19 protein-coding genes are annotated in these 24,077 nt (G+C 71.4%); 7 read left to right on the top strand and 12 right to left on the bottom strand.

Features of this window, described 5'->3' with window-relative positions:
- Nucleotides 1-76 precede the first annotated feature (76 nt).
- Nucleotides 77-2,152 (top strand): methyl-accepting chemotaxis protein, encoded by a 2,076-nt coding sequence (locus A5481_RS22420; protein WP_053082591.1) that lies wholly within the window; start codon nucleotides 77-79, stop codon nucleotides 2,150-2,152.
- Nucleotides 2,153-2,276: 124 nt separating this feature from the next.
- Here the strand turns inward: A5481_RS22420 and A5481_RS22415 are convergent, their stop codons facing one another.
- Both A5481_RS22415 and flhA read right to left on the bottom strand, forming a co-directional pair.
- Nucleotides 2,277-2,807 carry a gamma carbonic anhydrase family protein gene (locus A5481_RS22415; protein WP_048437128.1) on the bottom strand — a complete coding sequence of 177 codons (531 nt, stop codon included), beginning with the start codon at nucleotides 2,805-2,807 and terminating at the stop codon, nucleotides 2,277-2,279.
- A gap of 200 nt (nucleotides 2,808-3,007) precedes the next feature.
- Nucleotides 3,008-5,128, bottom strand: a complete 2,121-nt coding sequence (flhA, locus tag A5481_RS22410) for a flagellar biosynthesis protein FlhA (RefSeq protein ID WP_048437127.1) — start codon at nucleotides 5,126-5,128, stop codon at nucleotides 3,008-3,010.
- Between the two features lie 334 nt (nucleotides 5,129-5,462).
- Here flhA and A5481_RS22405 point away from each other — a divergent pair, with 334 nt between their 5' ends.
- The 3 genes from A5481_RS22405 (at nucleotide 5,463) to A5481_RS22395 (ending at nucleotide 8,118) form a co-directional block, all read left to right on the top strand.
- Complete coding sequence (locus A5481_RS22405) at nucleotides 5,463-5,855, top strand: hypothetical protein (RefSeq protein ID WP_048437126.1); 393 nt, start codon at nucleotides 5,463-5,465, stop codon at nucleotides 5,853-5,855.
- Nucleotides 5,856-5,901: 46 nt separating this feature from the next.
- Nucleotides 5,902-6,717 (top strand): hypothetical protein, encoded by an 816-nt coding sequence (locus A5481_RS22400; protein WP_048437125.1) that lies wholly within the window; start codon nucleotides 5,902-5,904, stop codon nucleotides 6,715-6,717.
- A gap of 777 nt (nucleotides 6,718-7,494) precedes the next feature.
- Entirely contained in the window at nucleotides 7,495-8,118 is a 624-nt protein-coding gene (locus A5481_RS22395; RefSeq protein WP_048437124.1) for a hypothetical protein, read from the top strand.
- A 6-nt stretch (nucleotides 8,119-8,124) separates the two neighbouring features.
- On the opposite strand, the gene A5481_RS22390 is transcribed toward A5481_RS22395, so the two are convergent.
- Nucleotides 8,125-9,249 (bottom strand): FUSC family protein, encoded by a 1,125-nt coding sequence (locus A5481_RS22390; protein WP_048437123.1) that lies wholly within the window; start codon nucleotides 9,247-9,249, stop codon nucleotides 8,125-8,127.
- Nucleotides 9,250-9,435: 186 nt separating this feature from the next.
- Between A5481_RS22390 and A5481_RS22385 the strand changes: the two genes are divergently transcribed.
- A complete protein-coding gene (locus tag A5481_RS22385; protein ID WP_082173571.1) occupies nucleotides 9,436-10,173 on the top strand; it encodes a transporter substrate-binding domain-containing protein in 738 nt (245 codons plus the stop codon).
- A 145-nt stretch (nucleotides 10,174-10,318) separates the two neighbouring features.
- Here A5481_RS22385 and A5481_RS22380 read toward each other — a convergent pair whose 3' ends face one another.
- The 8 genes from A5481_RS22380 to A5481_RS22345 form a co-directional block, all read right to left on the bottom strand.
- Nucleotides 10,319-12,199, bottom strand: coding sequence for a TRAP transporter large permease (locus A5481_RS22380; RefSeq protein WP_048437121.1), 1,881 nt, complete (start codon nucleotides 12,197-12,199; stop codon nucleotides 10,319-10,321).
- 13 nt (nucleotides 12,200-12,212) lie between these two features.
- Complete coding sequence (locus tag A5481_RS22375) at nucleotides 12,213-13,226, bottom strand: TRAP transporter substrate-binding protein (RefSeq protein ID WP_048437120.1); 1,014 nt, start codon at nucleotides 13,224-13,226, stop codon at nucleotides 12,213-12,215.
- A gap of 201 nt (nucleotides 13,227-13,427) precedes the next feature.
- Entirely contained in the window at nucleotides 13,428-14,312 is an 885-nt protein-coding gene (locus A5481_RS22370; RefSeq protein ID WP_197514226.1) for an NAD(P)-dependent oxidoreductase, read from the bottom strand.
- Nucleotides 14,309-15,340, bottom strand: coding sequence for a transketolase family protein (locus A5481_RS22365; protein WP_048431732.1), 1,032 nt, complete (start codon nucleotides 15,338-15,340; stop codon nucleotides 14,309-14,311). Before A5481_RS22365 ends, A5481_RS22370 begins: the two co-directional genes overlap by 4 nt.
- Nucleotides 15,337-16,185, bottom strand: coding sequence for a transketolase (locus A5481_RS22360; RefSeq protein ID WP_048431731.1), 849 nt, complete (start codon nucleotides 16,183-16,185; stop codon nucleotides 15,337-15,339). The genes A5481_RS22365 and A5481_RS22360 overlap by 4 nt, the downstream gene beginning before the upstream one ends.
- A gap of 11 nt (nucleotides 16,186-16,196) precedes the next feature.
- Nucleotides 16,197-16,946: an SDR family NAD(P)-dependent oxidoreductase gene (locus tag A5481_RS22355; protein WP_048431730.1), complete on the bottom strand. Its 750-nt coding sequence runs from the start codon at nucleotides 16,944-16,946 to the stop codon at nucleotides 16,197-16,199.
- A gap of 220 nt (nucleotides 16,947-17,166) precedes the next feature.
- On the bottom strand, nucleotides 17,167-17,880 hold the full coding sequence (gene pdeM, locus A5481_RS22350) for a ligase-associated DNA damage response endonuclease PdeM (protein ID WP_048431729.1): 714 nt from the start codon (nucleotides 17,878-17,880) through the stop codon (nucleotides 17,167-17,169).
- 48 nt (nucleotides 17,881-17,928) lie between these two features.
- Entirely contained in the window at nucleotides 17,929-20,463 is a 2,535-nt protein-coding gene (locus A5481_RS22345) for a ligase-associated DNA damage response DEXH box helicase (RefSeq protein WP_064504315.1), read from the bottom strand.
- Nucleotides 20,464-20,535: 72 nt separating this feature from the next.
- On the opposite strand from A5481_RS22345, the gene arfB reads away from it, so the two are divergent.
- Entirely contained in the window at nucleotides 20,536-20,961 is a 426-nt protein-coding gene (gene arfB / locus A5481_RS22340) for an alternative ribosome rescue aminoacyl-tRNA hydrolase ArfB (protein ID WP_064504314.1), read from the top strand.
- A 95-nt stretch (nucleotides 20,962-21,056) separates the two neighbouring features.
- A complete protein-coding gene (locus A5481_RS22335) occupies nucleotides 21,057-22,796 on the top strand; it encodes a calcineurin-like phosphoesterase C-terminal domain-containing protein (RefSeq protein ID WP_064504313.1) in 1,740 nt (579 codons plus the stop codon).
- Nucleotides 22,797-22,803: 7 nt separating this feature from the next.
- On the opposite strand, the gene A5481_RS22330 is transcribed toward A5481_RS22335, so the two are convergent.
- A complete protein-coding gene (locus A5481_RS22330) occupies nucleotides 22,804-23,874 on the bottom strand; it encodes a hypothetical protein (RefSeq protein WP_048435869.1) in 1,071 nt (356 codons plus the stop codon).
- Between the last annotated feature and the right edge of the window lie 203 nt (nucleotides 23,875-24,077).

The following is a 24,077-nucleotide window of genomic DNA, read 5'->3' as shown; positions in this document are numbered from 1 at the left end:
GGTAACTGTCCACACCGCCTAAGTCACGATTAGTCGTTTTGTCGCACATTCGCCGAAGAACGATCGAGCGATCCCGATGCGCATCAAGATTATCGTCCTCACCGGTTTCGCCATCGTGGCGATTCCGGGCCTCGCGGCCACGAGCTGGATCGCCTCGGAGAACTGGCGCTCCTGGACGCGGGCAGCCAATGCCGAGGTCGCCGCGACGGTCGTAGCCGATGTCCAGCGGGCGCAGACGGTGTTCGGCGTCGAGATGGGCACCATCAACGCCGCCGCGAAGGCTGAGGCCCCGGACCTGCCGGCCCTCGCCCTGGCGGCCCGCGCCAGCGACTCGCTGCTCGACGCCGCCGAGCGGAGCGTCCGCGCCGCCGGCCTGGACGGGCGGAGCCTCTCCGAGACCAGGGCGGCGCTGGCGGGCCTGAGGGAGGCGGTCGCCGCCCAGGCGAAGCTGCCCGGCGCGCAGCGGGATCGGGGCTTCTCCGCGCAGGTCATGCAGGAGTTGCAGCGGGGGACCTCCCGCCTGTCCGATCTCGCCAAGTCCGCCGGCCGGCGCGTCGCCGCGGAGGCGCCGCGGATCGCCGCCGCCGTGGAGGTCGCGACCCTGGTCATGGATGTCCGGGAATTCGTCGGCCGCCGGGCCGTGTTCCTGGGCAACTGGGTCACCGGCAGCCCGCCTGCGGCCGACTTCCCCGCCGTCGATCAGCTCACCGGCCGCACCGCGCAGGCCTGGGACAACGCCACGCGCCTGATCGAGGCCATGCCCGACGCCGAGGTCCTGAAGCAGGAGCTGGAGCGGCAGCAGGCCGCCTTCGTCAAGCGCGACGACGCCCGCTGGCTGGAGATGATCGCCACCGCCCGGGCGCAGAGCCGGCTCGCCCCGGACCAGCCCGTCGCATGGCCGTTCAACCGGACGGAGTTCCGCAAATGGACGCTGCCGGGCCTGGCGAACCTCCTCGTGCTGCGCGATGCGGCCCTCGATCACGCCATGGCCGAGGCCCGGGGGGCCGCGCAGGGCGCCAGGAGCGCCGTCATGGTCGCGCTCGGCGTCGTGGGTCTCATCCTGGCGCTGTCGGCCGGCGCCGCGGTCCTGCTGTTCTCCCGGGTGGTGCAGCCGCTCCAGACCCTGACCGGAGCGGTCGGCCGCATCGCCGGCGGGCATGTCGACATCGCCGTGCCGTGCGTCGGGCGGCGCGACGAGATCGGTTCGCTGGCCGGCGCCGTGCAGGTGTTCAAGGACAACCTGATCCACGCGCGCGGGCTCGAGGCGGAGACCGCCCTGGCCCGCGCCGATGCCGAGACGCAGCGCCGTGCCGCGATGAGCGAGATGGCGGACCGCTTCGAGGCGGCGGTGGGCGGCATCGTCGGGCTGGTCTCGGATTCGGCGACGGAGCTGCAGGGAACCGCCGGGCAGATGAGTGCGGCCGCGACCGAAACCGCCGGCCGCTCGGTCACGGTCGCGGCGGCGGCGGAACAGGCGGCGGCCAACGTCAACACCGTGGCGGCGGCGGCCGAAGAGCTCGGCGCCTCGGTGGTGGAGATCGGCCGGCAGGTCTCGGGCTCGGCCGATCTGGCGAAGCTGGCGGTGGGCGAGGCCGGAGAGACCGCCTCCCTCGTGCTCGCGCTCAATCGCACGGTCGCCAGGGTCGATGGCGTCGTGAAGCTGATCTCGACCATCGCGGCCCAGACCAACCTGCTGGCGCTCAACGCCACGATCGAGGCGGCGCGGGCCGGCGAGGCCGGCCGCGGTTTCGCCGTGGTGGCGGCGGAGGTCAAGGAACTGGCCAACCAGACGGCCCGGGCCACCGACGAGATCGCCGGCCAGATCGGCCAGATCCAGGGCGCGACGGGCCAGGCCGTCGAGGCGATCGGCTCGATCGCCGCGCGGATCCGCGAGATCGACGCGGTCGCGGCCTCGATCGCCGCGGCGGTCGATCAGCAGGGCGCGGCGACCCGGGAGATCGTCGGCAGCGTGACCCAGGCCTCCACCGGGACGATGGAGGTCACGAGCCACATCGCGGGTGTCGCGGAGGCGTCCGAGGCGACCGGGCACGCGGCGGGCCGGGTCCTCGCCTCGGCCTCGGCGCTGTCGCGCCAGTCCGCTCATCTCTCGAGCGAGGTGCAGCGCTTCCTCGCCACCGTGCGCGCCGCCTGATCGACGGCCCGCGCCGTCAGGCCCCGGCATTGTCGAACGAACTCACTCGGAGATGGCGGGCAGGCCCGCAAGGCCTTTTCCCGGCGCCGAGGCCGACGCGCCGGTCGGGCGAGGCGCGATGGCATCAATCCATGCGGCGCAGCCCTTGCGCGAAGCGCCTGGCATTGGCGACGTAGCGGTCGGCCGAGGCCCGCAGGCCCGCCACCGCCGCCTCGTCGAGCACCCGCACCGCCTTGGCGGGGGCGCCGACGATCAGGCTGTTGTCGGGAAACTCCTTGCCCTCGGTGACGAGCGCGTTGGCCCCCACGAGGCAGTTGCGGCCGATCCGGGCGCCGTTGAGGATCGTCGCGCCCATCCCGATCAGCGTGTTGTCGCCGACCGTGCAGCCATGCACGATCGCGCCGTGCCCGACCGTGATGCCGTCGCCGAGGGTGAGCGGGAAGCCCGCATCGGTGTGGAGCACCGCGCCTTCCTGGATGTTGGTGCGGTCGCCGACCGCGATCGGCTCGTTGTCGCCGCGGATGACCGCGCCGAACCACACGCCGACCTCGCGGCCGAGCTGCACCCGGCCGATCACGTGGGCGTCGGGCGCGATCCAGGTGCTGCCATCCTCCGGCAGGACCGGGCTGACGGCGTCGAGGGCGTAGAGCGGCATCGGATCCTCCGGGGTCGTGTCCGGCCTCCTTTGCCATGCCGGGCCGGCGCCGTCAGCCCGCGGCCGGCGCAGAGCGCCGCTGCGGACTCCTCCGGAGGCTCAGCGGACTTGCGTCGGCAGGCCGACGCTTCGCCCACTTGGATTCTTGTTCTCTCGCAGGTTTTTGGCGCCGAACCGGGAACCGCCTCGGCGACATCTGGCTAGACCGAGCCGACGGTCTTCAGTCGCGCCCGCGGGTGGATCTCGGCCTGGCTCATCACCGGGGTCTCGCGGCGGAAGCGCTCGATGATCGAGCGCACGAAGGGCCGGGCCTGGACCGAGGTGACGAGGACCGGCATCTCGCCCATCCGCGCCGCCTCCTCGAAGCGGTCGCGCACCGTGGTGACGAAGTCCGACAGCTTCGAGGGCTGCATCGCCAGGTGGCGCTCGTCGCCCTGGCCGACGATCGCCTCCATGAAGGCGCCCTCCCAGGCCGGCGACAGGGTGATGATCGGCAGCACCCCGCCCGGCCCCTGGTACTGGGCGCAGATCTGGCGGCCGAGGCGGGCGCGGACGTGCTCGACGATGTCGCGCGGGTTCTTGATGTGTCCGGCGACCTCCGCGATGCCCTCCACGATGGTGCCGAGGTCGCGGATCGAGACCCGCTCGGCGAGAAGGTATTGCAGCACCCGCTGGATGCCCGTGGTGGCGATCTGGCCCGGCACCACCTCCTTGAGGAGCTCGCCGTGCTCCTTCGGCAGCTCCTTCAGGAGCTTGTGCACCTCGACGTGGTTGAGGAGGTCGGCGACGTGGGCCTTGATGATCTCGGTGAGATGGGTCGAGACCACGGTCGCGGCATCGACCACGGTGTAACCCTTGAGCTGGGCCTCGTCGCGCAGGGAGGCGTCGATCCAGGTCGCCGGCAGGCCGAAGGTCGGTTCCAGCAGGTGCTGGCCCGGCAGCTGCACCTGGCCGCCCATCGGGTCCATCGCCATGAACTGGCCCGGGAAGACCTGCCCCGTCCCGGCCTCGATCTCCTTCACCCGCACCACGTAGGCGTTGGCCTCGAGCTGGACGTTGTCGAGGATGCGCACCGAGGGCATCACGAAGCCGAGCTCGGCGGCGAGCTGCCGGCGCAGGGCCCGGATCTGGTCGGTGAGGCGGTCCTGGCCCGCCGGCCCGTTGACGAGGGGCAGGAGCGCGTAGCCCATCTCGAGCTTCAGGTCGTCGAGCTTGAGGAGGTCGGCGGCGGTCTCCTCCTTCTGCGCCGCCGTGCCGTCCGCGGCGGATGCGTCCCCGGCGGCGGCCTCGGCCTCGACGGGCTTGGGCATCAGCGCGATGCGGCGGGCGAGGTAGGCGGCGCCGAGCCCGAGGGCGAGGAAGGGCAGCATCGGGATGCCGGGCAGGAGCCCGATCAGGATCATCACCCCGGCCGACATGCCGAGCGCCTTGGGGTAGTTGGCGATCTGGCGTCCGAGCGCCCGGGCGGCGGCGCCGCGCACGCCGGCCTTGGAGACGAGGAGGCCCGCCGCGGTCGAGACGATCAGCGCCGGGACCTGGCTGACGAGTCCGTCGCCGACGGTGAGCAGGGTGTAGCTCCGGGCCGCGTCGCCGAAGCTCAGGCCCTGCTGGGCGACCCCGATGATGATGCCGCCCACCACGTTGATGAAGGTGATGAGGAGCGCCGCGATCGCGTCGCCGCGCACGAATTTCGAGGCGCCGTCCATGGCGCCGAAGAACGAGGATTCGTCCTCGAGCGACTGGCGGCGGGTCTTGGCGGTCTTCTCGTCGATAAGGCCGGCCGAGAGGTCGGCGTCGATCGCCATCTGCTTGCCGGGCATCGCGTCGAGGGTGAAGCGCGCCGCGACCTCCGCGATGCGGCCCGAGCCCTTGGTGATGACGACGAAGTTCACGATGATCAGGATTGCGAAGACGATGATCCCGATCAGGAAGTTGCCGCCCATCACGAAGTGGCCGAACGCCTCGATGACGTGGCCGGCCGCCGCCGTGCCCTCGTGGCCGTGGCCGAGGATCAGCCGGGTCGAAGCGAGGTTGAGCGCCAGCCGCAGCATCGTGGCGATCAGCAGCACGACCGGGAAGACCGTGAATTCGAGCGGGTTCTCGATGAACAGGCCGGTCATCAGGATCAGGACCGACAGGATGATCGAGACCGCCAGCAGCAGGTCGAGGAGCAGGGCCGGCAGCGGGAAGATCAGCACCACCAGGATGCCGAGCACCGCGACGGCGAGCACGATGTCGCTGCGGCGCGTCAGCGCCATCAGGTCGGCCCGCGTCGGCAGCGCGAAGATGCGGCCCGCGCCGAGTGCCCCGGTCTCGCTCATCAGAACCCATCCACCGTCGACCCGGCAATTCCTGCCGGGTGCATGGTTAGGGATCGGTTAACGACCGTCGCGCCGTGCGGCCCCCGCCCGCCCGATCGCCGACGCCCGCGCACAATGAAATTCTGTTCAGTTTCGGACCGGAACAATCCCGGCGTTCCGTTTTTGTGCGCCGCACCACAGAACAAAGACAAAGATCGACGCATCAACGGTCAAGCTGAATACGAATTTTTTGGAACTCGACGCCGATGCCGAGTTCAACGTTACATCTGCGGAACTAAGACGCGCGGCAACGATTGAGATGGCATCGATCGGTCAGACAAGGTTCGAGGAGATCATGCGCAAGACCCTCATCACCCTCGCGGCGCTCGGCATGCTCGGGGCCGGCGCGGCCCAGGCCCAGACCACGGTGACGGGCGATCCGGCCCACAACGCCAAGCCGAGCACCCAGTCGCAGGGCCAGGAGGCGGTGACCCGGCCCAACACCGACATGATGGACAAGAACAACCCGGGCACCACCGGTACCGTCGCCACCAACGCCAAGCTCGAGCCCGGCGCCAACAGCTTCACCGAGGCCCAGGCCCGCAGCCGCATGGAGCAGGCCGGCTTCAAGGACGTGAAGGACCTCAAGAAGGACGACCAGGGCATCTGGCGCGGCCAGGCCATGCAGTCGGGCAACACCGTGATGGTCGGCCTCGACTTCAAGGGCAACGTCTCGACCGCCCGCTAAGCCCCGCGGCACCGCCTTCCCCTCCCTCGATCAAAGGACGACGCCCATGGCGACCCGTACCATCACGGCCCTGTTCGACAGCTACGACGACGCCTCGGCGGCGGTGCGCAAGGTGGAGGCGGCCGGCGTGCCGCACGCCGACATCAGCATCGTGGCCAACAACCAGGGCGACCGGTATTCCGGCCATATCGGCACCCACGACACGACGACGACCGGCACGACCACCGGCGAGACCGCGCACGACGCCTCGAACGGCGCCGGGGCCGGCGCCTCGATCGGCACCGTGCTCGGCGGCGGCGCGGGCCTGCTGACCGGCCTCGGCCTGCTGGCGATCCCGGGCGTCGGCCCGGTGGTCGCTGCCGGCTGGCTCGTCGCCACGTTGGCCGGTGCCGGTGTCGGTGCCGCAGCAGGCGGCCTGATCGGCTCCCTCACCGGGGCCGGCCTGAGCGAGGAACAGGCCCACACCTACGCCGAGGGCGTGCGCCGCGGCGGCACGCTGGTCACCGTGCGGGCCGACGACGCCCATGCCGACCGGGTCTACGCGATCCTGAAGGAGCACGGCTCGGTCGACATGGACGACCGCAGCCGCGGCTGGCGCCAGGAGGGCTGGACCGGCCGTCACGAGGAGACCGCTCCGTCGATGACCAACCCGGCCGCCGTCGCCGGCGGTTCGTCGGCGGTCGGCGCCGCCGGCAGCACCACCACCGGCCTCAATACCGGCGGCATGCCCTTCGCGGCCGGCGCCGCGCCGACGACCCAGACCGTCGATCCCGGCCTGCCCGGTACCACCCGCGAGCGCACCCTCGGCATCGAGGACGAACTGCCCCCGGCCCGCCAGCCGATCGGCACCGAGCGGCGCTGATCGCCGGAACACGGATTGAGAAAGGTGGCGGCAGGGGCGACCCTGCCGCCGCTTCTCGTTCGCGGTCCGGTATCGCGACTGTCTTTGAACAGCATCATCGCGATGCGACCGTCCGACACTCGATCGAAATTTCGTCTGATGTTGTTTATTGATTATCCGATAGAACGATTTGGCGGCATCAGGCGATCCGATAGACCGCTCGATCGCCGCACGGGCTCAAATTACGAGCATGAATGCGACGTGCTCCGCGCTTGCGCCTCGTCCTGACGTGTCGCCTGATCGAGGATCGACTGACCCCGAAGCGACCTTCGGGGATCGCTGAGACTTCCGTAGCCCTGCTTCGAGATCGCTCCATCTTCGATGGTCTGAAGGGGTTCAGTGAATTCTGGAGTAATATATTGTGAAGTCTTTCAGGATAACGAAATAAAATTTTGCTTGGACATGATCAAAAAATCGCGCTTGTGCAAAGAGGTCATACGTTAGATTTTGCGAAGGCCCGTCCGTGAGCCTCCGCTCGCGGCTCGTCTGCTTGACGACGGTGATCACCCCGAATCGAGTCTTCGCAATTGGCCTTCGACGTCGGTACGATTTGCCTCCGGTGCTGCAATGATTGTTATCGGCAGTCGTTTGGCCCGACGATCGGCTGCCGGACTGTCCATCGACCAGTATGAACTGTGCGCCAGCGCACCCCGCCTCCTCCAATCGAAGGACGCGCGGCCGCGTGGTTTGGCATCTTTCTGGTATCCGAACGGCGCCGACGCGCCGGGGAGATGCCCGATGCCCGACGTGGAGACGTGGCCCGCCCTGCTGGGGCCGCTGGTGGCCGCCTATGCCCCGGTCCTGGCCGCCCCGGGGCCCAACCTCCTGGTGGTCTTGCGGGCGAGCGTCGCGGTCCCGGGCTGGGGCCCGGTCGTGGCGGCTCTCGGCGTCGCCTGCGGGGCGGGGCTCGCGGCGGCCTTCGTCGGGTTCGGCGCCGCGCTCCTGCCGGGCGGGCGCCTCGTCACCGGGCTCGGTACCGCCCTGTTCACCCTCCTGATGCTGCGCGCCGCCTATCGGCTGGCGAGCGGACGGGCCGGGCTCGCCGGGGATCCGGCCCGGCTCGCGCCCGGGCGCCACGCCGGCACCTTCGCCCTCGGCCTCGGGGCGGCGCTGACCAACCCGGTCAGCCTCTCGTTCTTCGCCGGCTTCTTCCTCGCCCATCCCGGCCGCGACGCGGTACCGGTGGCGGGGGCGGCGGTGTTCTGCATGGCGGCGACCTGGTTCGGCCTCGTCGGCCTCGCCCTCGCCCGGCCGGCCTGCCGGGCGCGCCTCGCCGGCGCCGGGCGGGCGCCCCGCCTCGTCCTGGCGCTCGCCCTCGTCGGCTGCGCGGGCCTTGCGGTCTGGCGCGCCCTGCCGGCCTGAGCCGGATCAGGCAGTGCCGGTCTCCGCCCCGGCAAAATCCGCCGCCCGCTCGGCGAGGTCGTCGAGGTTGCGGCGGACCTGCTCCAGGGTGAAGGCGAGCCAGAAGATTCGGCCGACGCCGTCGGTGGAGAGCGTCCGCGTGACCTGGCGCTGGCGCATGCCGTCGATGGCGTCGCGGTAGCCGGCGATCGCCGCCGCGAGATCCGCCGCGTCGGTGTCGGCGGGCCGGCTCCCCCCGGCGAGGGCGTCGGCGACGACGCGCAGGCGTGCCGCCGCGGCGTTCGCCGCATCGCCCCAGGCCTCGGCGAGGTGGACCCGCAGCACGTCCTCGTCGGCCTCCGCGATGGCGCGGCGCAGGAGCACGAGGTCGTGGCGCAGGCGCGTCATGGTGCGCAGCAGCGGGTCCGGGTCGGGGGCGGCCGAGAGGCGGCTGCGGCGCTCGCGGGCGGCCTCGCCCACCAGGGTCTCGAGCCGCGCGAGGCTCCGCCGCACCGCCGGCGGCAGGGCCTTGGCCTCCGGCGTCTCCTCTCCGTCGAGGCGCGCCAGGGCCTCGAGCTGCCCGGCGAGCAGGCGGGCGAGGGCCGCGGCCTGGCCGGTCACCGCCCGGGCCGCCCGGGCCGGCGCCACCAGCAGCGAGACCGCGAGCCCGACGACGCAGCCGAGCCCGATCTCGAGGATGCGGTCGAGGGCGAAGGCGAGGGGACCCAGCGTCGAGCCGGTGGTGGAGAGCAGCACGATGATCGCGGTGATCGGCGCGATCCGGAAGCCCGCCGAGGCCGCCGCCGCGACGGTGAGGGGCGCCACCGCGACGAACAGGGCCGCGAAGGTCGAGGCGCCGCCGTGATGCGGGATCGCGAAGGCGACCGCGCCGCCGTAGCAGGCGCCCAGCACCGAGCCGAGGAAGCGGTCGAACGCCGCCTTGAGCGATCCGCCGACGCTCCCCTGCGTGACGATGAGCGCGGTGATGACCGCCCAGTAGCCCTGCGGCAGGCCGAGGGATTCGGCGAGCACGAAGGTCGCGAGGCTCGCCGCGGTCATCCGCAGGCCCTGCAGCAGGCGCGGGCGCTGGCGGTCGAGCGTGCGCCGCAGGGTCGTGGGTGCCCGCCGCAGGCTGTCGGGGAGAGAGGCCATGGCGGCGAGGAAACCGGTGCGGGCCGCCGAGTCAATGGTTAGGGTTCGCTCCGGCGAGGGTTTCATCGCGCGGGGCTGGCCGTCATCCGGGCTTTACCGGGGTCGTGCGATGTCCCTACGAGAGATGAACGAGCGGCAAGAGAGGATTGGGCAGTGACGATGCGCAAGATCGCAGGTGTAGTCGGGATGATGGCCATCCTCTCATCCGTGCCGGCCGAGGCGCGATCGCTGGCGGCGATCAAGCAGGACGGGACGCTGCGGGTCGGCCTGACCGGGGACTACGCGCCCTACTCGGTGCGCCTGCCGGACGGCAGCATCAAGGGCGCCGACGTGGTGATGGCGGGCGACCTCGCCCGGGCGCTCGGCGTCAAGGTCGAGATCGTGCCGACGACCTGGAAGACCCTGAAGGACGACCTCCTGGCCGACCGCTACGACGTCGCGATGGGCGGCGTCAGCGTGACGCCCGACCGGGCCTCGGTGGCCGATTTCTCGGTGCCGGTGCTCACCGACGGCAAGCGGCCGATCGTGCGCTGCGCCGACAAGGCCCGCTTCGTCTCGGTGAAGGACATCGACAAGCCGGAGGTCCGCGTCGTGGTCAATCCCGGCGGCACCAACCAGCGCTTCGCCGATGCCAACTTCCCGCACGCCTCGGTGCGGGTGTTTCCGGACAACCGCGCCATCTTCAAGGAGGTGGCCGAGGGCCGGGCCGACCTGATGGTCACCGACGGGGCCGAGGTCGATTACCAGTCGCGGCTCAATGCCGGCGTGCTCTGCCCGGCCGCCGTGCCGGACACCTTCGACAAGGCCGACAAGGCCTACTGGATGACCCGCGACCCGGCGCTGAAGGCCGCGGTCGACGGCTGGCTGACGCCGACCCTGAGGAGCGGCGCCTACCAGAAGGCGCTGGCGAAGGCCGCGGAGTAGGGACCGCGCCCGTCTGCGGGAGGATCGGGCGCGTTCGACGTCCTCGCGCGACCATCCGACGTCTCGCGACGTCATCCCGGGTCCCGCGACGCGGCCCCGGGATGACCGGGAGGCGGGTCGGAACCGTGTTCCGATCCTGCCCCCGTCAGTGCAGGAACCCGATCGAGATCCACGGCACCAGGATCACCACCACGAGGCCGACCAGCAAGGCCGTCATGTAGCCGATGATCGGCCGGATGCCGGCATCTGGATGGATCCGGCTGATCGCGCAGGCGGCGTAGTAGCCGACGCCGAAGGGCGGCGCGAACAGGCCGACGCCCATCGCCAGGATCACCACCATCGCGTAGTGCACCTCGTGCACGCCGACCTGGCGGGCGATCGGGAACAGCAGGGGTCCGAACAGCACGATCGCCGGGATGCCCTCGAGCACCGAGCCGAGGATCACGAAGGCCACCGCCGAGACGACCAGGAAGCCGAGCGCGCCGCCGGGCAGGCTCTTCATCATCACGGCGAGACTCTGCGAGAAGCCCGACTGCGTCAGCGCCCAGGCCATGCCGGTCGCCGCCCCGATGATCAGCAGGATCGCCCCCGACAGCGAGGCGGTCGAGACCAGCATCGGGTAGACCCGGCGCCAGTCGAACTGGCGATAGATCAGGAGGCCGGCCAGGATCGCGTAGACGATGCCGATGGTCGAGACTTCCGTGGCGGTGGCCACGCCCTCGACCACCGCGGCGCGGATGACGAAGGGGAGCGCGATCGCCGGGAAGGCGATGACGAGCGCCCTTAGGACCTCGCCCTTGGTGGCGCGCTTGACGTGGCTGAGGTCCTCGCCGCGATAGCGCCACCAGACCAGCATGCAGAGCGTGACGCCGAGCACGACGCCCGGCAGCAGGCCGCCGGTGAAGAGCGCGGTGATCGATACGCCGGTCACCGACCCGATGGTGATCAGCACCAGCGAGGGCGGGATGGTCTCGGTCTGCGCGCCGGTGGCGGCGAGCAGCGCGACGAGGTCGCCCTCCTTGGCGCCGCGCTTCTTCATCTCGGGGAACAGCACGGGGGCCACCGCCGCCATGTCGGCGGCCTTGGAGCCGGAGATGCCGGAGACGAGGTACATCGCCCCGACCAGCACGTAGTGCAGGCCGCCGCGGACGTGGCCGAGCATGCTCGCCAGGAAGCCCACCATGGCCTTCGCCATGCCGGTCATCTCGATGAGCAGGCCGAGGAACACGAAGAGCGGCACGGCAAGCAGGATGAGATGGCTCATCCCCTCGTCCATGCGCCCGACCACCACCATGGCGGGGGCCCGGGTCGTCAGCATCAGGTAGCCGAAGGTGGCGAGCCCGAACGCGAAGGCGATCGGCACGCCGGTGAAGACGAGGGCGCCGACGCCGAGCACGAAGAAGATCAGCAGGTTCCAGTTGCCGAGCGTGCGCAGGGTCGGCTCGGCCAGCATCAGGGCCGCGATGATGAGGCCGGTGAGCGCCACCGCGCCGACCGCGTGGCGCCAGTCGGCGCACTCGATCAGGCGCAGCGCCGCGACCACCAGCATCAGGCCGAAGCCGACCGGCAGGGCGGCGGCGCGCCAGGCATTGGTGATCTCGAGCGCCGGCGTCTGGACGAAGACCTCTTCCGCCGCGAACTCGTAGGCCGGATGCAGCAGCATCAGCACGAAGGCTAGCCCGGCGGCGAGCGCCACCGCCTCCAGGAAGGCCTGGGCCTTCGGCGAGGCCATGCTGACGAGCGCCGTCATCCGCATGTGCTCGGCGCGGCGGTAGGCGACCACCGAGCCCAGCATCGCGAGCCACAGGAACAGGATCGAGGCCAGCTCGTCCGACCAGACGATCGGCGAGTGGAAGACGTAGCGGCTGACGACGCCGGCGAGCAGCACCACGACCTCGGCCACCACCAGCAGGGCGGCCGGGATCTCGACCAGCGGGCCGAGGGCTTTGTCGAGCGTGCGCGCCCAGGCGCGCTTGGCGGAGGCCGCCGGCAGGGCCGGCGTCTCCGTCGCGATGTCGACGTGCATCTCTCAGCCTCCCTCAGGCCAGCTTGCCGGCGACCGCCTCGAGGTGCTCCCAGGCGGCGTCGCCGTACTTGTTCTTCCAGTCCTTGTAGAATGTCGTGCGGCTGAGCGCATCGCGAAATTTCTGGCGGTCGACGTCGATGAAGGTGATTCCCTTCGAGCCGAGCTCCTTCACCAGGGAGTCGTTGAGCCTGACGATGTCCGCCCGCTCGTCGTCGGCCGAGCGGTCGAGCTCGCGGGTGACGATGGCGCGCAGGTCCTCCGGCAGGCGCTGGACCGCCTTCTTGTTGCCGAGGATCCAGTAGCCGTCCCAGACGTGGCCGGTGAGGCTGCAGGTCTTCTGCACCTCGTAGAGCCGGGTCGTGGCGATGATCGCGAGCGGGTTCTCCTGGCCCTCGAAGATCTTGGTCTGCAGCGCCGAGTACAGCTCATTGAAGTTGAGCGGCGCAGCGCCGGCATCGAACGCCTTGAACAGCGAGGTCAGCATCGGCGACGGGGGTACGCGGATCTTGAAGCCCTTCAGGTCCTCCGGCGTCTTGATCTCGCGGGTCGACGAGGTGATCTGGCGGAAGCCGTTGTCCCAGACCTTCGAGACGGCCTGGATCGGCGTCTTGGCGATCTGCTCGCGGACGTAAGTCCCGAGGCCGCCATCCATCGCCTTCCACACCTCGGTGTAGTCCTTGAACGCGAAGCCGGTATTCGGCAGCGCCGCGGCGGGGACGAAGGTCGAGAGGATCGAGGTCGAGAGGTTGAAGAACTCGACGCTGCCGTTGCGCACCTGCGACAGCAGGTCGGTGTCGGAGCCGAGCTGGTTGGCCGGGAACAGCTTGATGTCGAGCCGGCCGTTCGAGGCCTCGCGGATGCGGTTCAGGGCTTCCTGCGCCCGGATGTTGACCGGGTGGGTCGGATCCTGGCCGGTGGCGAGCTTGTACTCGAACTCGGCGGCCCGGACGGGCCGGGTGAAGATCGTGGCGAGGGGGAGGGCGGCGGCGCCGGCGAGCAGGGTGCGGCGGGAAAGGGCGTGGTTCATGGGGTTTCCTCGGGGATTTGGGGATCTGGACCGGTTGGGCCGGTTTCTGAAAATGAAGCGCCTTCCCCTCCCCCTTGTGGGGAGGGGTCATGGGGATCGAAGATCCCGCGTGGGGGTGGTGCCGGAGAAGTCTCAGCGGTGCCTTCTGCACCACCCCCACCCCTGGCCCCTCCCCACAAGGGGGAGGGGAAAGTGCTCGAACTACTTGCCGTTGAGCGCCCGATAGGACCCGATGACCTGGCTGTCGTCTTCCAAGCCGGCGCCTCGACCGGAGGCCGCGAGGAAGAGCTGATGCGCCAGGGCCGCCAGCGGCAGCGCCGCCTTCTCGCTGCGGCCGGCCTCCAGCACGATGCCGAGGTCCTTGACGAAGATGTCGACGGCGCTGGTGACCCGGGGCGCCTCCTCCAGCATCCGCGGGCCGCGGTCGCGCAGCATCCAGCTCGAGGCCGAGGAGCCCGAGACGATCTCGAGCGCCGTCGCGCCGTCGATGCCGACCTTGGCCGCCAGCGACAGCGCCTCCGCCGCCGCCGCGAGGTTGACCCCGCAGAGGAGTTGGTTGACCGCCTTCATGGTGGCGCCCTGGCCGGGCTCGGGCCCGACATGGAACACCTTGTCGCCCATCGCTTCCAGGAGCGGCCGCACCTCCGCGATCACGGCGGCGGGGGCCGCCGCCATGATGGTGAGGCTGCCTGCCTCGGCGCCGACGACCCCGCCGGAGACGGGGGCATCGACGAAGGACCGGCCGGTCGCGGTCACCCTCTTCGCCAAAGCCGCGACGGCGGCCGGCGGGCAGGTCGCCATCAGGACGATGGCGGCGTCCCGCGCCAGGCGATCGAGCGCACCCTCGCCGAACAGGATGGCCTCCGCCTGGTCGGCATTGACCACCATCAGCACCAGCGCCCCGGCGCCCTCGGCCGCCGCCGCGATCGTCCCGGCGGGGGTGCCGCCGGCCGACGCGAAGGCGCTGCGCCCCTCCGCCCGCACGTCGAAGCCGCGGACGGGAAAGCCGTGGCGCACGAGGTTGCGGGCCATCGGCAGGCCCATCGAGCCTAAGCCCACGAAAGCGACGGGATGCTCGGCGCTCACAGCCATTCGCGGATGCTCCGCGCCATGGCGCCGGTCGAGATGCCGTAGCGGTCGTGGAGGGTCGGCAGGGCGCCGGCATCCAGGAACTCGTCCGGCAGGCCGACCTGGCGGAAGGCCTTCGGGATCGTGCCGGAGCGCATCAGCAGCCCCGCCACCGCCTCGCCCAGGCCCCCGACGACCGTGTGGTTCTCCGCCACCACCACGAGGCGCCCACCCTTGCCGGCCTCGCGCAGGATGGTCTGCGTGTCGAGCGGCTTGATCGTCGGGACGTGCAGCACCGCGACGTCGACCTTGTCCTCGCGGAGCGCATCCGCCGCCTCGAGGGCCCGCATGGTCATCAGGCCTGTCGAGATGATCAGCACGTCGTTGCCGTCGCGGATCGTCTTGGCCTTGCCGAGCTCGAACGTGTAGCCGTACTCGTCGAGCACCAGGGGCACGTTGCCGCGCAGGAGCCGCATGTAGACCGGCCCCTTGTGATCGGCGATGGCCGGCACGGCTTGCGCGATCTCGTGCGCGTCGCAGGGGTCGAGGATCGTCATGTTGGGCAGGCCGCGGAAGATCGCGATGTCTTCCGTCGCCTGATGGCTCGGGCCGTAGCCGGTGGTGAGGCCCGGCAGGGCGCAGACGATCTTGACGTTAAGATTCTCCTCCGCGATCGCCATGCAGATGAAGTCGTAGGCGCGGCGCGCGGCGAACACCGCGTAGGTGGTGGCGAAGGGCTGGAAGCCCTCGCGCGCCAGGCCGGCGGCGGCGCTGATCAGGAGCTGCTCGGCCATGCCCATCTGGTAGAAGCGCTCGGGGTGCTTCTGGGCGAAGATGTGCAGGTCGGTGTACTTGCCGAGATCGGCGGTCAGCCCGACGATCTCCGGCCGCTCCTCGGCAAGCTTGGCGAGCGCGTGGCCGAACGGGGCGGGCGCTACGCGCTGGTCGGGGCCGGCCAGCGAGGCGATCATCGCCGAGGTGGTCAGTCGTTCCCCCGTGTTGGCCTCGGAGAGCCAGGCCGGGCGCGTGTATTTCGAGCGTTTCATGCGGGCCTCCCGGCATCCAGGATCTTCAGCGCGTCCTGCCATTCCTGCGGCTCCACCCGCAGGAAGTGGTTGCGCTCGCGCGCCTCCAGGAAGGGAATGCCCTTCGCCATCTTGGTGTCGCAGATGATGATGCGGGGCTTTTGCTCGGAGCACGCCTTGGCCGCGTCGAAGGCCTGGACGAGCGCGTCGATGTCGTTGCCGTCGACCCGCTGGACGTGCCAGCCGAAGGCCTCGAAGCGCGACGCCGCCGGCTCGAAGCCGGTGACCTGCGAGGCCGGGCCGTCGGCCTGCTGATTGTTGACGTCGACGATCGCGATCAGGTTGTCGAGCTGCCAATGGCTCGCCGACCAGGCGCCCTCCCAGATCGAGCCCTCGCCGAGCTCGCCGTCGGAGATCAGGCAGTAGACGAACGAGTCCGACTTCTTGCGCTTGAGGCCCAAGCAGAAGCCGACCGCGAGGGCGAGGCCCTGGCCGAGCGAGCCGCCGGTGATCTCCATGCCGGGGGTGTAGGCGGCCATGCCGGACATCGGCAGGCGGCTGTCGTCGGCGCCGTAGCTCGTCAGCTCGTCCTCGGGCAGGATCCCGGCTTCGAGGAGGGCTGCGTAGAGCGCGATGGCGTAGTGGCCGATCGAGAGCAGGAAGCGGTCGCGCCCCTCCCATTCCGGATCGTCCGGGCGGTAGCGCATGGCGTGGAAGTACGACACCGCCAGCACGTCGGCGATGCCGAGCGCCTGGGCGATGTAGCCCTGGCCCTGGACTTCGCCCATCAGGAGGGCGTTGCGGCGGATGCGGTAGGCGCGCTCGGCCAGCGACGGGCTGTTCTGCCCGGGTTCCATCGGGGGCATGGTCGCCTCGCTCAGTGGATCAGCATGCCGCCGTTCACGTCGATGACGGCGCCGGTGATGTAGGAGGACAGGTCGGAAGCCAGGAACAGACAGGCATTGGCGACGTCGTCGGCGACGCCGAGGCGGCCGAGCGGGATGCCCTTGGCGATCTCGACCTTCAGCTCGTCGGTGAGCTTGCCGCCGGTGATGTCGGTCTGGATCAGGCCCGGGGTGATGCTGTTGACCCGCACCGTGTCGGGGCCGAGCTCGCGGGCCATTGCTTTCCCTAAGCCCAGCACGCCGCCCTTGGCGGCGCTGTAATGCGGCCCGCCGAAGATGCCGCCGCCGCGCTGCGCCGAGACCGACGACATGCAGACGATCGAGCCCGATTGCTGCTTGCGCATCTGCGGCACTACCGCCTGGCTCATGTAGAGCGTGCCGCGCAGGTTGACGTCGAGCACCGCCTCGTAGTTGCCGGGCTCGATCTCCATGAACTTCAGCGGCTGGGTGATGCCGGCATTGTTGATCAGCACGTCGATGCGGCCGAAGCGGGCGACCACCTCGTCGGCGGCGGCCTGGCAGGCGGCCTTGTCGGTGACGTTGCAGGCGAGACCGAGGTGGCCCTCGCCGAGCGAGCGGGCGGCCTCTTCGGCCTGGCCGGCATCGAGATCGAGGATCACCACCTTGGCGCCGTGGCCGGCGAAGAGCTTCGCGGTCGCGCGGCCGATGCCCCGCAGCGAAGCGGCGCCGGTGATCAGGCACACCTTGTCGGTCAGAAGCATGTCGTTCTCCCTCGTTCGTCGGGCACGGGGGAGAGTGCACGGCACCGGGGTTCACCCCCGCTGCGCCGCCCGTCCTCGACGGTTCCTCCCTCGTCTCGTTGCCCGCAGAGTGCCCGGGGCGCCGGACGGGGACAAACGCGGAATTTACAGGCGCAGGTGAATCGGATTCACCTCGGCGGGCGCGGCTCCACCGTGCCCGCCGGGAGGAGGGGAGCGCCGCTCAGTCCCGCGTCAGCATCGTCCGGCTGATCGCGAAGACCCGGCCGTCGCCGATCAGGTGGGCGGTGAAGCCGCCGGGGAACAGCGCGTCGAAGGTCCGGTCGCGCACGTTGAGCCCGCCGGTCAGCGCGCCGAAGGCCGGCATCACCAGGCGCCTGGCATCGAGGACGAAGCAGCGCCGGCGCACGGCGCGGCCGCGCATCGCCACCTTGCCGACCGGGTGGAAGTGGCCGGCGACCTCGCCGGGCTCCGGGGTCGCGGCCGGCTCGTGCCGGAGCGTCAGGCCGCCGAGGGTCAGGATGTCGGCGAAGCGGCCGCCGACGCCGTCCTGCACCGCGCGGTCGTGGTTGCCGGAGATCCAGACCCAGTCGCGTCCCTCCTGCAGGGCGGCGATCAGCGCGCGGTCGGCGACGTCGAGGCGGGACGGGCCCTGGGCGTCGTGGAAGGAATCGCCGAGACAGACCACCCGGGCCGGGTCGAGCCGCGCCACCGCCTCGTGGAGGCAGGCCAGGGTCTCGCGGGTGTCGTAGGGCGGCAGGAACTGGCCCGAGCGGGCGGCGAAGGCCGAGCCCTTCTCGAGGTGCAGGTCGGAGACCACCAGGGTGCGGTGCTCCGGCAGCCACAATCCGCCGCTGAGATCGAGGGCGAGGGTTTCTCCGGCGAGGGTCACGCCCGGGGCCTTGTGGGTCTTCTCGAGCTTCAGCGGCAGCGCCACGGTGTCATCGTCCTTGTCGCGGAGCGGGGCGCCCTCCGGTCAGTTCCCTCATGCCAGCGCCTCGTCGAGCAGCGCCGCCTCGGCTTCGGCCAGGATCTCGTCCGCGCCCTCGCCGTAGACCCGCTCGCGCCCGATCTCGAGCATCACGTTCACGGCGAGCGGCGAGACCCGGTCGAGGGCCTTGTGGATGATTCGCCCCTGGATGCGCGCAAGCATCATACCGAGGCGGGCCACGTCGAGGAGTCCGGTTGCCGCATCCTGCCGCGCCGCCCGCAGCAGCAGGTGGCTGGGCTGGTGCTTGCGCAGCACGTCGTAGATCAGGTCGGTCGAGATCGTGACCTGCCGCCCGGTCTTGCGCAGGCCCGGGTGACGGCGCTCGATCAGCCCGGCGATCACCGCGCATTGCCGGAAGGTGCGCTTCATCATCGCCGATTCGTCGAGCCATTCCTCGAGGTCGTCGCCGAGCATGTCCTGGGCGAAGAGGCGACCGAGGAAGCCGGGCTCGCGGCCGATGCGCTCCGACAGGTCGCGGGTGCCGAAGATGGCCAGGCCGTAATCGTTGGCGGCGAAGCCTAAGGGCCGCATCCCGGCCCGCTCGAGGCGGCGCGTCAGCAGCATGCCGAGGGTCTGGTGGGCGAGGCGCCCCTCGAACGGGAAGCAGGCGAGGTAGTGGCGGTTGGCGCGCGGGAAGGTCTCGACCAGGAGGTCGCGCGGTCCCGGCAGCACCGAGCGCCGGCGCTGCTGCACCAGGTAGTCGGCGACCTGCGCCGGCAGCCGGTCCCACTCGAACGGATCGGCGATCAGCGCCCGCACCCGCGCGGCGAGGAAGGTCGAGAGCGGGAATTTCGAGCCGGCATAGCTCGGGATCGCCGGGTCGGTGCCGGGAGCGCCGCGGGTGACGAGCGCCTCGTCCTCGTGCAGGCCCTCGAAGCGCAGGATCTCGCCGGCGAACAGGAAGGTGTCTCCGACCGTCAGGGTCTCGGCGAAATCCTCCTCGATCTCGCCGAGGACGCGCCCCCCCGCCGGCAGGACGGCGCCGGGCTTGGTGCGGTTGCGCCGGGCGAGCCGCACCTTGACCTTCGTCGATTCGATGATCGTCCCGACATTCATCCGGTACTGTTGCGCGGTGCGGGCGTCGCGCACCCGCCACAGCCCGTCCGGCCCGCGCAGGATCTTGGCGAAGCGCTCGTAGGCCCGCAGCGCGTAGCCGCCGGTGGCGACGTAATCGAGGACGAGGAGGAAGTCGTCCCGCGTCAGGTCGGCGTAGGGGGAGGCGGCCCGCACCTCGTCGTAGAGGTCGTCGTCGGAGAACGGCCCGGCGCAGGCCATGCCGAGCACGTGCTGGGCCAGCACGTCGAGGGCGCCGATGCGCGGATCGGGCGTGTCCTGCGCCGCCTCCTCGACGGCGTCGAGGGCGGCGCGGCATTCCAGCATCTCGAAGCGGTTGGCCGGCACCAGATAGGCCTTCGACGGCTCGTCCATGCGGTGGTTGGCCCGGCCGATCCGCTGCATGATCCGGCTCGCGCCCTTCGGCGCGCCGATATTGATCACGAGGTCGACGTCGCCCCAGTCGATGCCGAGGTCGAGGGTCGCGGTGCAGACCACGGCGCGGAGCACGCCCGCCGCCATCGCGGCCTCGACCCGGCGGCGCTGCGTCGCATCGAGGGAGCCGTGGTGGAGCGCGATGGCCAAGCCGTCGTCGTTGAGGTTCCAGAGTTCCTGGAAGGTGTACTCGGCCTGGAGCCGGGTGTTGACGAAGACCAGGACCAGCTTGTGCGTCCGGATCAGGTCGTAGACCGCCGGCATCGACTGCCACGCCGTGTGCCCGGCGAGCGGCAGGGTGCGGCCGGTCTCCAGCATGTGCAGGTCGGCCCGCGCTCCGCCGGCGACGGTGATGAGGTCGGCCATCACGGGCTCGGGGACCTGAGGGACGAGGTAGCGTCGCAGGGCATCGGGCTCGCGCACCGTCGCCGACAGGCCGGTCATGGCGAGGCCCGGCGCCAGCCGGTGCAGCCGGGCGAGGCCGAGGCTCAGGAGGTCGCCGCGCTTCGAGGTGACGAGCGCGTGCAGCTCGTCGAGCACCACCCGCTTGAGGCCGCGAAACAGCTCCGCCGCCTCGCGGTGGGCGACCAGCAGGGCGAGCTGCTCGGGCGTGGTGAGCAGGATGTGGGGCGGGCGCGCGACCTGGCGGGTCCGCTTGTGCGACGGGGTGTCGCCGGTGCGGGTCTCGATCCGGATCCTCTGCTCCAGCCCGATCCCGGCGACCGGCGCCTCGAGGTTGCGGGCGATGTCGACCGCCAGCGCCTTCAGCGGCGAGATGTAGAGGGTGTGCAGCCCGCCCTTGCCGTCGCCCTCGGCCAGTTCGACGAGGGTCGGCAGGAAGCCGGCGAGCGTCTTGCCGGCCCCGGTCGGCGCCACCAGCAGGGCCGAGCGCCCGGCTCGCGCCGCCGCCAGCAGGGCGAGCTGGTGCGGCCGCGGCGCCCAGCCGCGCGCCGCGAACCAGTCCGCGAAGGCGGCGGGCAGGGCGGCCGGGGGGGCGGGCGAATCGGGGAGGGAGGGAAGGGGGGAGCGTTTCTTCGGCACGCCCTGCCATGTAGCGCGCGTGAGCGTTTCGTGGGATGGCGGCGGCCTCGAACCGTTCCCGGGAGCGCCGTCGTGGGTCTCGAATGCACGCCCTGGATCACCCTCGACGAATCGGAGCTCGAGGAGAGCTTCGTGCGCGCCTCGGGTCCGGGCGGCCAGAACGTCAACAAGGTCTCGTCGGCGGTGCAGCTGCGCTTCGACGTGCGCCGCTCGCCGTCGCTGCCGAACGCCGTGGCGATCCGCCTGATGAAGCTCGCCGGTCGGCGCGTGACCGCCGAGGGCGTGCTCGTCATCACCGCGCAGAACCACCGCACCCAGGAGCGCAACCGCGCCGAGGCCCGGGAGCGCCTGGTCGACCTCGTCCGCGAGGCCGCCGTGCCCCCGACCCCGCGCCGCCCGACCCGCCCGACGCTGGCCTCGAAGAAGAGGCGGCTGGAGGAGAAGGGCCGGCGAGGCGACGTGAAGAAGCTGCGGGGCGGCAAGCCGGGGATGGATTGAGCGTCGCCGGGCAGACGATGGCGGGATTCTGCCCGACGTCACCGAACGGTCGCGTTGCCGTGATTCCTTGCCCGACCCTCGACGGAGACGAGCCGATGACCGGGCGGACGACGCTGACGCGACGCGACACGGTGGCGGGCGCCGCGGCCCTCACCCTGGCGCCCCTGGCGGCGCGGGCGCAGGGCGGCGGCACTCCCGCGCAGGTCACCGGGATCGTCTACGAGGATCGCGGGGCCAAGGGCCGGCGCGGCCCGGGCGATCCGGGCCTGCCCGACGTGCTGGTCTCGAACAGCCGCGAGGTGGTCCGCACCGATGCCGAGGGGCGCTACGCCCTGCCGGTCGGCGACGAGGCGGTGATCTTCGTCGTCAAGCCCACGGGCTTTTCCCTGCCGCTCGGCCCCGACGGGCTGCCGCATTTCTCCTACCTGCACCAGCCGGCCGGCACGCCGCCGGACCTCGGCTTGCGCTATCCCGGCATCGCGCCGACCGGGCCGCTGCCGGCCTCCGTCGATTTCGGGCTCGTGCGCCGCCCGGAGAGCGGCGACTTCGACGTCGTGCTGTTCACCGATACCCAACCCGAGAGCCACGCCGAGCTGACCTTCGTGCGCGACACCGCGGTCGCCCGGGTGCTCGGCACCCGGGGCGCGTTCGGCAAGGTCGCCTTCGGCAAGGTCGCCTTCGGGATGACCACCGGCGACGTGCTGTTCGACGACCTCTCGCTCTATCCGCGCCAGAACCGGATCATGGCGCAGGTTGGCGTGCCGTGGTTCCACCTCGGCGGCAACCACGACCTGAACTTCGAGGCGCCGGACGCCCGCTACGCCCGCGAGACCTTCAAGCGCACCTTCGGGGCGCCGTACTACGCGCTGGAGCACGGCGGCGCGCTGTTCGTGATGCTCGACAACGTCCACTATCTCGGCGCCGCCACCGCGACGGCGGGGCGCGGCGGGCGCTACGAGGGCCGGATCGGCGAGCGCCAGCTCGCCTTCGTCGAGAACCTGCTGAAGGAGGTGCCGACGGACCGGCTCGTCGTCGTGGCGATGCACATCCCCCTCGTCACCGATCTCGGCCCCGACGATCCCGCGGCCGGCACCGCCGACCGGGTCGAGCTGCTGCGGCTCCTCGCCGGGCGGCCCTCGTTCAGCGTCTCGGGCCACACCCACACCACCGAGCACCACTATCTCGGGCCGGACGGCCGACCGGGCGCGACGGGTGAGGACGCCCATCATCACCACGTGCTCACCGCCGTCTCGGGCTCGTGGTGGAGCGGCCCGCCCGACCGGCGCGGCATCGCCACCGCCGACAGCCGCGACGGCACGCCCCACGGCTTCCACGTGCTCAGCGTGACCGGCGGGCGGCATTACACCACCCGCTACGTGCCGGCGAGCGACGACGCGGACCGCCAGATGCGGATCGTGCTGGAGAGCCAGTTCCATGGCGCCGACATCGCCCGGCTGCCCGACACGCGGCTCTACGAGCTGCTCGGCGCGACGATCCCGGCGGAGAGCGCCGGCAGCACCCAGGTGGTGGTCAACCTGTTCGACGGCGGGCCGCGCAGCCGGGTGGCGTTCCGGATCGGCGATCGCGCACCGGTGGCGATGACGCGGGTGCGCCGGCCCGACCCGTTCGTCGCCGCGCTCTACGCCCGCAACGCCGCGACGAAGAAGTCCTGGGTCAAGGCCGAGCCGTGCTCGCACCTCTTTGTCGCGCGCCTGCCGCGGGACCTGGCGGCGGGCACGCACCGCCTCACCGTCGAGGCGACCGACGAGTACGGCCGGCCGCACCGCGACGCGCTGGTGCTCGAACTCGTCGACGGGGCCGCCCGCGCCGGGTAGCGCCGCGCTACAGGCGGCTCGGGAACGAGATCACCGCATCGACCGTGTCCTTGATCGCGCGGCCGGCCGGGGCGAGGTCCGGCATCGGCACGCCGAGGAAGCGGGTCGGCTCCTCGGGCTGCGCCGCCGGGGCGGCCGCGGGCTGGGCCGCCGCACTGCGCTGGTGCGCGTCGGTCTTCTCGCGCCGGGCCACCGGCTTCTCGGCGGCCTTCTTCTCGACCGGGCGCTTCTCGACGGCGGCCGTCTCGGCCGCGTGCCGGCTCGAGGCGGATTTCGCCGGCTCGGACTTCGCTGTCTCGGATTTGGCCTCCCGGGACGGCGCGGGCTTGTGCGCCTTCTCCTCGGCGGCGGTCTCCCGCGGTGCGGCGGGCCGGGCCTGGACCGAGCGGGCCGGCGGCAGCGGCGCGGCCTCGGAGGGGCGCGGGCGCTCCGTCACGGCGGCCTCGCGCGGCGCGCTCGCCGGGCGGGGCGTCGCGGCGATCGGGCGGGCCGTCTCCGGGGTCGTCCGAGCTTCCTGAGTCTTCGACGATTCCTGGGTCTTCGACGTCTCCTGGGTCTTCGGCGATTCCTGGGCCCTCGGAACGGCCGACGGCATGGGCTGGAACGGCGCGGTGGCGCCGGTCGCGGCCACGTCGGTGGCGGGGGTCCACCGGCCCGGCCGCGCGGTCGGTTTCGGATCGAGCAGGGGAGCGGGCGCGGCCACCGGCGCGGGGCCCTGCGCCGGCATGAAGGCCTGCGCGGAGGCGTCGACCGGCACAGGAGCCTGGACGGGGTTCTGGCCGGGTATCGGCGCGGGCGGGATCGCCACCTGGCGCACCGGGGTCGTCCGCAGGGCCGGGACGCCGTCCTTGATCTCGGGCATGTCGGCGACGCGGCCGAAATGCACCTCGGCGGGGCGCGGCCGCAGCATGTCGCTGATCGTCGGATAGGCCGCCGCCGCGAGCCCGGCGCAGCCGCCGATCCCGACCACCGCCAGGGCCGCCAGCATCGCCGGACGGCCGAGACGCGGGCGGGCGCGCTCCTGCGGTTCCTGGCGCGGCTGGCGCACCTCCGACGGGTCGATCTCCACTGGCATCATGGCGCGGGCTCTCCGATTACCTGCCCTCAACCATGATGAGAACCGCCGAATCAGGCGTGAAGATGTCGGGGGAAAACCCGCCGCCTGTGGATAACCTGCCGGAAACCGTCCAGGGGCGGGGCGCGACCGCGATTGACTCGCGGCGGGCGTCGGCGCTTGTACCGCCCGCGGGGACATCAGAACCGGGGCGTCGGGACCGGGAC

It is taken from the genome of Methylobacterium platani, from assembly GCF_001653715.1.
Classification (GTDB): Bacteria; Pseudomonadota; Alphaproteobacteria; order Rhizobiales; family Beijerinckiaceae; genus Methylobacterium; species Methylobacterium platani.
This window is presented reverse-complemented; position numbering and strand designations above follow the sequence as displayed.

Coding starts and splice junctions, on each gene's coding strand:
- A5481_RS22420 (WP_053082591.1), top strand. CDS start 77: ATGCGCATCAAGATTATCGTCCTCACCGGTTTCGCCATCGTGGCGATT.
- A5481_RS22415 (WP_048437128.1), bottom strand. CDS start 2,807: ATGCCGCTCTACGCCCTCGACGCCGTCAGCCCGGTCCTGCCGGAGGAT.
- flhA (WP_048437127.1), bottom strand. CDS start 5,128: ATGAGCGAGACCGGGGCACTCGGCGCGGGCCGCATCTTCGCGCTGCCG.
- A5481_RS22405 (WP_048437126.1), top strand. CDS start 5,463: ATGCGCAAGACCCTCATCACCCTCGCGGCGCTCGGCATGCTCGGGGCC.
- A5481_RS22400 (WP_048437125.1), top strand. CDS start 5,902: ATGGCGACCCGTACCATCACGGCCCTGTTCGACAGCTACGACGACGCC.
- A5481_RS22395 (WP_048437124.1), top strand. CDS start 7,495: ATGCCCGACGTGGAGACGTGGCCCGCCCTGCTGGGGCCGCTGGTGGCC.
- A5481_RS22390 (WP_048437123.1), bottom strand. CDS start 9,249: ATGGCCTCTCTCCCCGACAGCCTGCGGCGGGCACCCACGACCCTGCGG.
- A5481_RS22385 (WP_082173571.1), top strand. CDS start 9,436: ATGATGGCCATCCTCTCATCCGTGCCGGCCGAGGCGCGATCGCTGGCG.
- A5481_RS22380 (WP_048437121.1), bottom strand. CDS start 12,199: ATGCACGTCGACATCGCGACGGAGACGCCGGCCCTGCCGGCGGCCTCC.
- A5481_RS22375 (WP_048437120.1), bottom strand. CDS start 13,226: ATGAACCACGCCCTTTCCCGCCGCACCCTGCTCGCCGGCGCCGCCGCC.
- A5481_RS22365 (WP_048431732.1), bottom strand. CDS start 15,340: ATGAAACGCTCGAAATACACGCGCCCGGCCTGGCTCTCCGAGGCCAAC.
- A5481_RS22360 (WP_048431731.1), bottom strand. CDS start 16,185: ATGCCCCCGATGGAACCCGGGCAGAACAGCCCGTCGCTGGCCGAGCGC.
- A5481_RS22355 (WP_048431730.1), bottom strand. CDS start 16,946: ATGCTTCTGACCGACAAGGTGTGCCTGATCACCGGCGCCGCTTCGCTG.
- A5481_RS22335 (WP_064504313.1), top strand. CDS start 21,057: ATGACCGGGCGGACGACGCTGACGCGACGCGACACGGTGGCGGGCGCC.
- A5481_RS22330 (WP_048435869.1), bottom strand. CDS start 23,874: ATGATGCCAGTGGAGATCGACCCGTCGGAGGTGCGCCAGCCGCGCCAG.